Source organism: Dictyobacter arantiisoli, assembly GCF_008326305.1.
In the GTDB taxonomy this organism is placed as follows: Bacteria; Chloroflexota; Ktedonobacteria; order Ktedonobacterales; family Ktedonobacteraceae; genus Dictyobacter; species Dictyobacter arantiisoli.
Genome location: NZ_BIXY01000047.1, coordinates 1 through 12,866, shown reverse-complemented (window position 1 = coordinate 12,866; position 12,866 = coordinate 1). Strand labels below are relative to the sequence as shown.

General features: G+C 47.6%; 8 protein-coding genes. 1 reads left to right on the top strand and 7 read right to left on the bottom strand.

Annotation, left to right across the window (positions count from 1 at the left end; genetic code table 11):
• Window positions 1–201: 201 nt before the first annotated feature.
• The 5 genes from F1593_RS15820 to F1593_RS28375 are packed head-to-tail and all read right to left on the bottom strand — an operon-like array spanning window position 202 to window position 7,914.
• On the bottom strand, window positions 202–3,213 hold the full coding sequence (locus F1593_RS15820; RefSeq protein WP_149402535.1) for an N-6 DNA methylase: 3,012 nt from the start codon (window positions 3,211–3,213) through the stop codon (window positions 202–204).
• Complete coding sequence (locus F1593_RS15815; RefSeq protein WP_149402534.1) at window positions 3,198–4,841, bottom strand: hypothetical protein; 1,644 nt, start codon at window positions 4,839–4,841, stop codon at window positions 3,198–3,200. The genes F1593_RS15820 and F1593_RS15815 overlap by 16 nt, the downstream gene beginning before the upstream one ends.
• A 2-nt stretch (window positions 4,842–4,843) precedes the next feature.
• On the bottom strand, window positions 4,844–6,778 hold the full coding sequence (locus F1593_RS15810) for a hypothetical protein (RefSeq protein WP_172632154.1): 1,935 nt from the start codon (window positions 6,776–6,778) through the stop codon (window positions 4,844–4,846).
• Window positions 6,759–7,748, bottom strand: coding sequence for an AAA family ATPase (locus F1593_RS15805; protein WP_149402532.1), 990 nt, complete (start codon window positions 7,746–7,748; stop codon window positions 6,759–6,761). Before F1593_RS15805 ends, F1593_RS15810 begins: the two co-directional genes overlap by 20 nt.
• Window positions 7,741–7,914 (bottom strand): hypothetical protein, encoded by a 174-nt coding sequence (locus F1593_RS28375; protein ID WP_172632153.1) that lies wholly within the window; start codon window positions 7,912–7,914, stop codon window positions 7,741–7,743. Before F1593_RS28375 ends, F1593_RS15805 begins: the two co-directional genes overlap by 8 nt.
• A gap of 436 nt (window positions 7,915–8,350) precedes the next feature.
• Here F1593_RS28375 and F1593_RS15800 point away from each other — a divergent pair, with 436 nt between their 5' ends.
• Window positions 8,351–10,201: a glycoside hydrolase family 15 protein gene (locus F1593_RS15800; protein ID WP_149402531.1), complete on the top strand. Its 1,851-nt coding sequence runs from the start codon at window positions 8,351–8,353 to the stop codon at window positions 10,199–10,201.
• Window positions 10,202–10,578: 377 nt separating this feature from the next.
• Here the strand turns inward: F1593_RS15800 and F1593_RS15795 are convergent, their stop codons facing one another.
• Together F1593_RS15795 and F1593_RS15790 are read right to left on the bottom strand one after the other, a co-directional pair.
• Window positions 10,579–11,625, bottom strand: a complete 1,047-nt coding sequence (locus tag F1593_RS15795) for a sigma-70 family RNA polymerase sigma factor (RefSeq protein ID WP_149402530.1) — start codon at window positions 11,623–11,625, stop codon at window positions 10,579–10,581.
• 426 nt (window positions 11,626–12,051) lie between these two features.
• A complete protein-coding gene (locus F1593_RS15790) occupies window positions 12,052–12,717 on the bottom strand; it encodes a site-specific integrase (protein ID WP_149402529.1) in 666 nt (221 codons plus the stop codon).
• Window positions 12,718–12,866: the final 149 nt, after the last annotated feature.

Sequence of the window (12,866 nt, the reverse complement as noted above, 5' to 3'; positions counted from 1 at the left end):
AACAACTATCCTGTATATATAAAATGGGTAGATCTAAAGATGGATTGCAGTAGCTAAAAAGGATATAAGTATATGAAGAATACCTGAAATTGGGAGCATTTCATGGTTCAGGGCCCTCCATCAAGCTTCGCGTGATTGGAGCGGTATTGACCGTAACGGACCTCAACCACATTTGTGGGCCCCATGCCGACGGGCACGCACCTACACTTCGCTTCTTGGATATGGATTCTTAAAATCTAAATTGTAGTTGTTCTTTATAATCTCATCGATAGATATCTTCCAGGCATGTGCATTCTCGACGCGCTCATCCCACCACTTGCTGCATGCCTGGAAATCCTCATCTTGTATCGGCCTGGTTTTTGTATAAATCTTACGCCCTTCTGGCGGTGATATCTCGTAGTACCAGACTTCTTGTGTCGTTGTCCTTGTTCTTGCCAGGTAGAAATCATCGCCTGCATCAAAAAATAGCATGTTTGTCGGTATGCTGGTGTAAGGCGCGAAGACCCCATGTGGCAATCGTATGATGGTATGTAGATTGAATTGCGTAAGTAGTTGTTCTTTGACTCTGTTGGCAATGCCATTGCGAAAGAGGAAGCCATTGGGCATCACGATGCCAGCACGGCCACCTGGGCGTTTGAGCAGAGCCATGATGTATTGAACAAAAAGGAGAGGCGTTTCGTGAGTGCGCATCCCGGCCGGGAAATTGTTGAGGATGCCTTCTTCTTCTTCACCACCAAAAGGGGGATTGGTGGCTACTATGTCAACCCGTTCGTCATCAGGAATTTGATTGACGTTGACGGAGAGGGCGTTGCGCTCTATGACATTGGGGCTTTCGATGCCATGTAGCAGCATATTCATGATGGCGAGCAGGTAGGGTGTTGATTTCTTTTCGATCCCGATCAGCGAGTCTAAGAGGAGTTGCTGTTGCTCTGCGGTTCTAACTTGTTTGCTCATTCTGGTATAGGCTTCGATCAGGAAGCCAGCAGTACCGCAAGCGGGGTCCATAATGAGCTCGCCCAACCGGGGATTGAGACGGTCAACGATAAAGTGTACCACGGGACGCGGCGTATAGAACTCGCCGGAGTCGCCAGCCGAGTCGCGCATCTCTCTGAGCATAGTCTCATAGAAGATCGACATAGCTTCTACGATATCGAATGAGTTAAAGTTGATGGTGTTTAGATTGTCGATGACATCACACAAAACATAGCCAGATTTCAGACAATTGGAGGTACCCTGGAAGATCGTACTGACAATCGTGCGGATATCCCGATTGTTCTCACCACTCAGCGACTTGAGATAGTGGGTCAGATCGGCATTGACGAAGGTGAGCAGTTCATCACCTGTGCGGCGATCAGATAGGTTTTCGCATGCCGCCCAGTCGCGCCAGCGGTAGGGAGCTTCAAGGATGGGCTTGTAGTTCTGACCATACATCTCTTCCTGGGTCATTTCGAAGTCATCCAGGTTTTTGAGGAAGAGCAGCCATGTGAGCTGTGAGAGCCGATCTGTATCGCCTGCCAGGCCCGCATCCCTGCGTAGGAGATTGCGTATGCTTTTGATGGTCCTTGAGAGGTGCTGACGCACCTCTTCCTTTGTCTGCCGTGGGTAAACAAGATTGTGCTGGAAAAATTCAAGTGTTTCTTCTGAAACATGATCTGCCATACCAATTATCGTGGCGTCGAAATAGCTGAGGAGGAGTTTCCAGCGGTTATATTGGACATACTCGCTCTCAGCTAGAAATATAGCATCAAAGTATTCAATCGGAAGGTTGTTATTATAGGCGACGGGCAATGGCCCATCATTTTCGTTCCAATCATAGGAAGGCGTAGCATTAAGATGGTCGGTAAGCAGGGGATAAATATCTTCTAACATGGCAACATAAACATGTGCATCTGGGTTCAAATTTGTCCTGTGATTGAATGATTGTACATAATGTACATTAAAGCTATCAGTGAATGTAATTGTACTATCAGGCTCATCATTCTGATCATCCTGTTCAACCACACTCTGTTCAAATGCACTCATTGCATAGCCTGCGGCTGATGGACTATCTACTATATACAATATGTGTTTGGCGTTCCCATATTTTAAGAGACGATAGATACTGCTGATAAGTGTATGTGTTTGACCGCTACCTGCATCCATTTGCACGAGTGTACGTGTATGTTGCCGCGCTAATGATTGCTCTAGCGCTTGCAGGGCTTCAAATTGATAGGGTCGTAACGTGCCCTTCTTTAATGATGGCAGATTTTGTATCCGTGAGCGGAAGAGGCTATTGCTCAGCGCAAACATATCTGGGACACCATCAATCCATCTTTGCAGGGTTTCTGGACGATGGAACATAGCGATTTCCCGGCATTGCGGATTGATTTCAAGCTTGTTCGTACTTTGTATCTTTGAGCCTGTCGCATCATAGACAAATGGAACAAGGGCATACTTGCACTCTTCTCCTAAAGTTTCTGCCAATGATGAAGAGGGAACCGTTTTTGCTCCATTATTCAGGGGCTCATTAGGATGCTGCGTTTTTACAAAGCCCACAATCTCTTCGTTAATGAGGAGCACATAATCATGTGGATATAAAGGTAGTGATTTTACAGCGACAAAGGATATGAATAGAGGGTCCGGGTCACTTTGCGTATTGCGTCCCCATGCTCTTGATTTGAAGGTCTCATATTCTATGATTGTCCATCCGGCTTGCTGCAACTGCTGTTCAACCTCCTCAATGTATGGAGGTATTACTGTTGTCAGGGAGGCAGGTGAGATTGGCCTGTTTTCTGTGGAGGGGGTAACTCTTGCGACTCGCTTCTGCTCAGATGTTACCTCAACCTCTTGTCGGATCTCGCATGGCAATTCAAAATAGGCTATTGTCAGCCCAGCTGCATTCCTGAAGGTTATTTTGATGGTGCCAGTGGGAACTTCTTCTGTGTTCGCAGTCAATATGAACTCTGCCGGTCCATAGGTTCCGCCAAAGCGATGCAGAATAATAGCTGGCGTATGGCCCACCAGAGATTGATAGCTGAAGAAAGGGCGGAGATTGAGTTGCAATGAAATCTCATATTCTTCTTCTGGATAAGGCCACGCTACATCTGTTTCATCTGTCTGCACATCGATAGTCAGCAAATATTTTTTCCCAACCTGTGCCTTTGTTGGATAGCTAATCAAGGAGTTTAGTTTGATGGCTGGAAGTTGGGTGCTCTGCCCTAATTGTTGTTGCATGATGTTTCCTCGCGTGGCGTTAACCGCAAGCTTGCTAAAGGGTTGCCATAATATACATAGAGGAACGTATAGATAAATGCTTGCTCGGCGGCTTTCTCTTTTGGATCATCATCTGATAGGTTTTCATAGGTTTGTCTGAGGCGTTGGGCCGCCTCTTTGCGTATCTGCTGGAGTATGGCTGCGATAGGTAGATCAGGATTGCGCTGGGCCGTGGAAAGCAAGCTGTATGCGATGGCTGACGCACGCTTACTGCCAACCTCTGCTAATGTGCCTATATAACCCTGGACAATGCGCTCAAGAAGGGTCGTTACAAAACTGTTATTGTCAAATGTCCCGATGAGTCCCAGGCGTGCCGATTCACAGGCATTGAAGAAGGCAAGAGGGCGTGGATAAGCATGTTCATCCATGAGCTTTAGACGGCCAGCAGGGAAAACTTGTTGGCTAGCCATATGGAGTTTGTTGCCAGCCTCACCGTGAGAACCGATATAGATGAGTCCAATATTGGTTAAATTGCCATCCTTCTTGAAGCGCTGGTTCAGACTGTTGAGATCACTGCATTCTTCCAGAAGGAAGTGCTGAAGGATCGCTCTTTCTGCTTTTGTCTCTTCTTCTTTTAACATACTATCTAGATAGCTGATGACTGATCCCTGGTGGGTAGATGTATTCACCGCTAAATTCATTGGTATGGCTTGAACACTCCTGGAGATCCAGCGTGCTACCTTGAACTCCACTCCCAGATAGCGATAGTCGCCCTGTAGTTCTAGCATTTCCCATGGAATCTCCAGGGCACTTTCATCTTCAATGATCAGATAGCACTCTTCGTGATAAGACTTTTCTAACCATGTCAACCATATGGGCAGTTTTTTATGCTCATAGTTTTTTAGATAGTGAGATAAATTACGTATATTTACACGGATGTCCATAAAGTCAGTGCCTTCTTGTCGATATTGCTGGATGCTTACTGGCTTTCGGTTTGGGTATTGTAAGGTAGGCAAATTCTGACCTGAATTCCATCCCTGTACGGTAAAGCCAAATTGATACGCGGGATCAGGGTGAGGGAGGATTGAGAGTATGGAAACATTATCAGGGAGCCTGGTTGCTATCTGGCATTCGTGCAAAATTTGGGGATGAATGACTTCATATGTCCCTTTGATGAATAGCTTTTTTGTGCCGATAGTGCGTACAGCATCTTTCGCTACTACGACGTCCATGCGTAGCACCAGTTCGCAGGTGGGCAGCATGGCATCTATGGACAATGCGAACTCTTGTCGGTAATTGTTTGCCTCTGTGCCTGTAATTGTCCTCTCTTCTTCGATAAGGATCTGTGTATCGGCGATGCATTGTATACGTACTTTAATCTCTGTGGTAAACTCAAGCCCCATGGAGTTCGTGTGAAAATGAGATGGGATGTTGCTGCCCAGTGCTACCAGAGTATATGTTTCTCCCGCATCAACCTTGCAATAGGTAATCCCTTCGCGACAGATCGTGTTGTTAATCTGCTCGCCATTTTTCGTCACATACATATCGAACCAGATTTTCTCTCTTGTTTGTAGGGCTGTTGGTGGGCGTTGGTCTGGATGTCGTGAAGACTTATTCGCCAGCATTCTCTGGATGAGGTTCATAGGCATTATTATGATACCTCTATTTCTACTGTGTATGGGGGAATCGGCATAATGGTCGCCCCAAGCGCGTCTGCTAATGCTATGGGCAGGTGTGCATAGTGAGTTGGTTGGGGATTTAGCAGGACGCTTTCGATGTGTTTTAGTGCGCGTATCTCTTGCGCGATTTTCAAGGCATCTGCGATACCTTCTCTTGTTACTGGCGTGCTTACACGCTTGTTGATGCTGGCCTGCAATGGGATATTGCCACGTCCATCGCTGATCACGATTAGCTGTACATGTTGGACTGTATTTCTGCCATGTTGCAGATTGCGCTGTACTGTCTGCAATGCGAGCTGCATACCATGCGCAAGCGGCGTTGCTCTCCCTGTGCTTGCCTCTAATGTACGATCAAGCAGCGGAGCTAGCACGTTTCTGGTGTTGACAACTTCGGCTTGTAATTCATCATGGGCATCCTGCGCACCAACTTTAACGATGCTGATACTGGCACGTCTGGTATAAGCCCAACTTAAATATGGTAGCAGGGCCTCTTGCCAGTTACAGCGCTTGAGGCTGGTATAGTCGAGCAGGAGTAGTAGCATCTGTTCGGGAGCGGGGGCGCGCCGATAATGGTGGAGATCTTCCGGCGTGATGCGTATGCGTATGCCGGTTGTATTTTCTGTTGCCTCGTCCTTAGACTGCCGTTGCTTGCTGAAGAGGGCTGCATGCAGTAGCGTGCTGATGATCGCGATATCGTGTACCGAAGCTCCCTGTTCTATCCCAACAATCTCCCCATGGTCAGCTCTACCCAATGGAGAGTGACGCCATGGAAGCCGAAGAGCATCCTCTTCATGCAGTATTGGCGCGCTCTCCTCCAGATAGGGATTTTCCGGCGCAAGCACACTTTGTAGGAGTGGTGTTATGATTGTCTCCTGTACTTCAGCGCTCACTTGCTCTTTCTTCTCGCGTGTGGCCTGTGTTGCTCCTGGCTCCTGAATTGCTGAATTCGATTTGTTCTCTCCCGTTGCTTCAGGCTTTTTGGCAGGAGTGCTACTCTCTTGCTTGATGGCTGGCTCGCTGGTATCGTCATCTTCAAGTTCCGGTTTGCTGATACCCATGAGCCGTGCCGCATCAGCAATATGTTGTTCATCGACGCTATCCGCACCGGCGATTTGTGCTACCGTTACGGCATAGCGCGCCAGAGTTATTTCATGGCGATGAAAGAGTCGCGCGGCCGGAATCTCCTCCGCGAAATAGTCGAGTAAAGATTCCATCATTTCTGGCGTTGCCTGGGGATGATGTTGTTGTGCTTCTTTGATGAGTTTGACGACGGCCTGAATTTGCGCGAGGTCGGCAGGGGATAAATCTGTGGCACTGGGATTGTGGGCCAGGCGCTGTTGTAGATACTGTATGTGTGTCTGATGATCAGTCGCAAAGGATGCATCATTCCAGCGTAAGCGCAGCACAAAACGATCCACGAGATGTGAGGATACCGAGCCAATAGCATCCTGTGCGCAAGCGGCGATCCAATATTGTTGAGGCTGCCATCTCTCGCTCTGTTCGTTGCGCTCAAGATGTGCCACATTTGTTCCCATTAGCATAATGCCAGCGCGGGCAACCGCCAGACTTATCTGCGCCAGATTGGGAATCAGCAGGAGTTGTTGATGCGCTGCGCTTTGTTGTTGCGAGAAAAGAAGTGGCTTAAATTCTATCTGCTGCTGAGCATCTTTACCCCTTGCGGGTAAGGGAATATATCCCCACAGCGTATCATCGTGCTCTGTCGAACCGAGCTGGGTCGTGACTATCTTCCTCTCATGCTCTAGCGATCTGATAATAGCATCGAGATAACTGGCAATCTGTCGTAGTCCATCATAAGGTGCGTCATAAATAAGTAGAGTACGCAAGTTAGGATTCAGCACAGCGCTTGCCAGAGCCATCAATAGTGGATTATTTTGAAGCGTGCTCAATGTGTTCAACTTGTCCTACTATCTCTACTATACTTTTTCGGTGTTCCTCATTCCATGCTGCACTATCGAGCTGATCACTATTCGCGATACGATGACGAAGGACCAATTCAGCCACCTTCAGGACATCCTCTCTGGTAGTCGTCATGTGCCTCTCGCGTGCGGCATGGGCCTGGGCAGCTACCGCCAGGAGATAGTCAGCTCGATGACCGACAACCTCCAACTTCTCGGTCAGCATCGCGCAAATATCGATAATCTCCTCGGGGATGGTCACCTGTGGCAGTCTGTCTCTTGCCTCTTTGAGGAACGCTTTGTAATCCTGAGCATTTTTATGGGCGTTTTCCAAATAACGTGACGTCCCGTTTTGCTCTTCCTCCAGGAGCGCCCGATCAAAAGCAAGTACCGTCTTGAGGATATCTCGTCGTGTATCACGACCGGTGAGTGATGTAATTTGCACCATCAAGCCAAAACGATCGAGCAGTTGGGGCCGTAAATTACCCTCTTCAGGATTCATCGTCCCAACTAATATCATGTGCACATCCCGGCCGTCCTGACGTCCTTCGCGCTGTATGATTAGTTTCCCTGTGGAGGTCACATCGAGGAGAATGTTAATAATATGATCATCGAGCAAGTTTACTTCATCGATATAAAGCATTGAACCATCTGCTTCCTCGATCAATCCTGCTTGTTTCTCAAGCTTGCTCTCTTCCATCAGCTTATAAATTTTCCAGCCCCCAACAACGCGATCCTCAGTGGCATTAATCGGAATAGTGACGGGCAATTTGTCATACATCATGCTCGCGAAGGCGCGTACCGTCGTCGATTTAGCGGTCCCGCGCTGTCCACTGATCAGCACACCACCTATGCGTGGAGCAATATAAGCCAGCTCCAATGCCATCTTCAGCTCTCTCTGTTCAACGATTTCAGTATAAGGAAGAATGGTTCGCAGTATGTTGTCGCTACTCTTATCCATTCTTGCTTCCCCATTTCAATATCACCTTTGTAATGGCCTCCTCAGCTTGCCCTGTCAGGGAGCGCGTATCGTTCCAGCCATCGGTGTTCGAAGCACTTGTGACTTCAATCTTTAGCATACTATTTTTGCCCACTTCATTTTGAACAGTATCTTGTACAAATGGCATCTACAACTCCATATATAGCAATATATAAATGCTTCTATCCGCCAATAAATGATTACTCTGGCAGTAGGCTATGGTCCTACATACAATGGAAGGGATCTTTTTTGTCTGATTTGCTTCACCAGAAAATTATACAAGATAGATTGTGGAATAGCTACTAATTATATGTTACTATTTTTCCTATACCTTATCAGGCGTGTGTGTCCACGATGCATGACGTTTCAAGGCTCTCTATCCTTCCGGAGGATTGAGAGGAGGGGGAGTTTGCGAGGACACCTCGCGCTCCGTCATGGGTTGCCGCCCCTGCACCCCGCTTTCACCCGCAATGACGGAGAGCCCGTTTCAAAATTTGGGATATCGCATGTTACTTTCGACGCTACTCTATACGTGCTATGACTGTTGATGAGCGTGTGTTGAATTCTTAAGATAGGGTAACATAATGGAAGAACTGCGAGCGAACGATTATCAGCCGATTGAAGATTATGGGATTATTGGCGATCTCCATACGGTGGCATTAGTGGGCAAAAATGGCTCAATTGATTGGTGTTGTATTCCACGTTTTGATGCTCCCAGTGTCTTTGGAGCATTATTAGACGCGCAAAAGGGCGGTTTTTTTCGTATCGCGCCCGATCTAGCTGCAACTGCAGATGATCCTATTCGCACTCGTCAGATCTATTATCCTGAAACAAATATCCTGGTAACGCGCTTTCTTACCAGAGCTGGTGTCGCGGAAGTGACTGATTTTATGCCGGTCAACCAAACCCTGGAATTCAAACATCTCCATCATTTGATTCGTATGGTCAAGGTGGTGTGCGGCACATTACCTTTTGAAATGATCTGTCGCCCGGCTTTCAACTATGCACGCGATGAGCATCAGGTGCAGCTCTGTCATCAGCGGGGCGCGATCTTTCGCAGCCATGATTTATTCCTTGGTCTGGCAACACGGGAGCCGCTAGAAGAGGATGGAGAAAGAGGGGTGTGTTCGCATTTTACGCTTCAAACTGGGCAGCGGGCATTTTTTGCGTTGGAATGTACTGTCGATAATAATATCCGCCTTGAGCCGATGAATGAACGGCACTTCGAGCATGATTTTCAACAGACGATGCAGTATTGGCAAACATGGATGTCGCACTGTACCTATCAAGGCCGCTGGCGCGAGATGGTCCAGCGCTCGGCCCTGGTTTTGAAGCTGTTAACCTATGCCCCGACTGGCGCGATTGTCGCTGCGGCTACGACCAGTCTCCCGGAAAGTATTGGTGGACAACGCAACTGGGACTATCGCTATACCTGGCTGCGCGATGCGGCTTTTACCCTGTATGGTTTGTTGACGCTAGGATTTACCGATGAAGCTGAAGCCTTTATGAGCTGGTTGGAAAAGATTTGCCATGAAATACATGCTAATGGTCCATTGCAACCTATGTATACCATTATGGGTGCGCGTGAGCTTCCTGAGCTGACGCTTGATCATCTCGAAGGATATCGTAAGAGTTCACCAGTGCGCATCGGCAACGGCGCATACCGACAGAAACAATTGGATGTCTATGGTGAACTGATGGATTCTGTGTATATCTTTAATCGTCATCAGGATATCTCCTATGATCTCTGGGAACAGCTCTCTGTTTTGCTACAGTGGCTGGATCGCCATTGGAATGATCCGGATGAGGGTATCTGGGAGGTGCGCGGAGGACCGAAAAACTTTGTCCATTCGCGTGTGATGAGCTGGGTTGCTTTTGACCGGGCATTGCGTATCGCCCGCCATCGTGGCCTGCCCGCGCCCTTTGGGGATTGGACCAACTCCAGTGCTGCTATCTATCGCGATGTGATGCAGCATGGTTGGAATGCCGAAAAAAAGAGTTTCGTCCAGTATTATGGAAGTGAGGCCATTGATGCCAGCTCGCTCCTCATGGTCTTAACCAAATTCTGCGGCCCCACCGATCCAAAAATGCTGAGTACAGTGGATCGCATTCTCAGTGAGTTGACCAGCGATTCGCATGTCTATCGCTATATTCCGGATAAAGCCGCTTTTGATGGTTTACAAGGAGAAGAGGGAACTTTTACTCCTTGTAGTTTCTGGCTGGTTGAGACCCTGGCACGTGCTGGTCGTCTATCGGAAGCCCGTCTTACTCTGGAGAAAATCTTAAGTTACGCCAATCATGTTGGCCTTTTTGCTGAAGAATTTCGTCCCACCGGTGAAGCTCTGGGAAATTTCCCTCAGGCTTTTACCCATCTTGCCCTGATCAGCGCCTGCTACAATCTGGATCGTGCCCTCAATGGGAAGCTGCTTGGATAGACAGAGTAATATCCTCTCCTCGAGATGTGCATACTATTCTGTGGAAAGAATCTTTAATACTTTCTTCATTCACCTTTGCTGTATGTCTATGGTAGACTAAAAGTGCTCATCATCGAGAGATGCCTGAATAAGTACAAGGTGGAGTTCCCTGGCAAGGAACGCAGCTGACTAATGGTCGCAGGTGGAGCTACTCATCAGGCATCTTAAATAAAAATTGGCGCGGGCAAAAAAATGATTGAGCCGAAAGCGCTTGGCAGGCGCCTGTATGGCTCAATCTGTGTCATCTATACGGCATATAGAAAGAAGCTACATGCCTGCTGGATACGGCCCATCTTAGCCGCGATCCTGCTCCTCATCATCGAAATGGCTCAATGGCATCACCCCAAAAAGTCCTGTAGCCGTTTGTTGCGGCTGGGCGGATCGAGTTTGCGTAGCGCGCGAAACTCCACCTGGCGAACCGCCTCGTGGCTCAGGCCCAACTTTTTACCTGTCTCCGATAAACTATGTTCACCCAGCCCATCCAGGCCGTAGCGTAGCTGTATTACCCGTCTCTCACGCTGTGACAACGCATTGAGTAGATCATGAATATGCTCTTTTAAGGTTTCAGAGATGACGATACGTTCTGGCGAATACATTGGATCATCTTCCAAAAGATCGCTCAACGTGATTTCATCATCGCCCCCTTTGCGTGGCATATCCAGGCTTACCGTCTCCTGATGCGTAGACAGCAGAGAGATTACCTGCTGAACGCTCACCTCCATCTGTAGAGCCAACTCTTCCAGGGTCGGCTCGTTTTGCTGCCCCTGTTCCTGTTGAATGCGACGACGCACGCGACCCAGCCGCTTAATTTCCTCTACCTTATAGAGAGGAACGCGGATCATATGGGCCTGTTCGACCAGAGCACGGGTAATATACTGTCGAATCCACCAGGTCGCATACGTACTAAAGCGATATCCCTTCCTGTAATCAAACTTCTCCACAGCATGCATCAACCCAATATTCCCCTCCTGGACGAGGTCCATCAGGTCGACGCCGAAACCCTTATACCTGCGTGCGAGATGCATCACCAGACGAAGATTTGCCTCAATCAACTGCCTTTTCGCCTCTGAAGCATCGCGTACCTCGCGCACCTCGTAAGAAGATTCACTTTCTCGGGATGTCTGCGGAAGGCGTGGCAGGCCGCGTTGTCGCTTTCCCGTAAAGGCGCGGGCCTTCTCAATGCGTTCTGCCAGTCCCTTCACCTCTTCAGAAGAAAGCAAATCGACCTGACCAATTTCATAGCGATAGAAGCGTGACGAATCATTCAAGCTCAGTGTCTCTGGATCTGCCTCGATACGCATCGTAGTAGTAGAAGAGGATTGTGCATCGGACATATCTGCTGTATTTTTTGTATTTGCTGCGTCGATAACCATCATCTGTTTCATCTAGACATCCTCCAAAATATGGGTGTTATTGGCCTCTGATGAAACTGAGTATACGTGCTCGATCTTTCTGCCATCTCCTACCTACCTTCCGTCACAAAAGAGGAAATTGTGTGTACCCGTAGTACATAATCAAAGGAGCTACCGACGGAAAGAGGAGGAAAAGGACCATTTTCAGGGAACGCCATGAGAGGTTATGGTATTTTCCAGCTGAGAAAAGACCGTGTATGTACCTGTCTTATACCAGTCTTACCATTTTCGCTTCAACGAGGGGAGCGGAGAGGATGTCTTTTCTGGACATTTGAGCTCAAAAGTGCCTTCATACCGACCCGTCATGATGCGGCTTAAACCGCCCTGTTCGAGTAAATTGGATGTCAAATTGGATGTCAAAATTTTTTGAACAAACCAGTGCTGTAGCTAGCTTTACGGCTAGACAGATGTGAGAAGTGTGTCTCCTTTCTGAGCCATTTGATACTGCCGGTCGAGATCTTTCATCGCGTCACGTTGCATATCGGGTGTCACATGTGAATAGATATCCAACGTAATACTGATATTCGCATGACCCAGAAGCTCTTGAATCACCTTGATGTTCACTCCCATTGATAACAAAATGGTGGCTGCCGAATGGCGTAAATCATGGAAGCGCATATCTGGTAAATTTGCCTTCTCCAGCGCACATTTAAATTGATTTCTTAGAGAAGATGGTTTCACATGTTTTCCCAGAGTACTACAGAATACCAGATGATTTTGTTCCCAGGCTTTGCCTGCTTTTAAGCGCTCCTGTAATTGTAATGACCGATGTGTTTTCAGTGCCTCTTGAATAAAGGTTGGGAGAATAATTATGCGTTTGCTGGTAGCCGTCTTTGGATCAGTTTCAAGATACACATGTTGCGCTCCATCTTGAGGTGGAATGTACGAAACTGTTCTTCTGATAGAGAGTTTACCCTGGGCAAAATCAATATCATCCCAATGTAAACCGAGGATTTCTCCCCTTCTTAATCCTAAAGAAACTGCAAGTAAAATGATGTTTTCAATTCGATATCCTTTGGCTGCTTCCAACAACTGCATCGCTTGTTCGTGTGTGATGTATTTCATCTCAGTCCTTTGAGCTCGAGGAGCAGTATAATGCCCCTAGAAATTCAGACAGAAAAAAGTTGGCTCGTAAGATAAAATTGATTCATGGAAAAGCAAAAAAGAAAACAACACACGGCAGAATTTAAGGCAAAAGTAGTAAAGGAGATTTT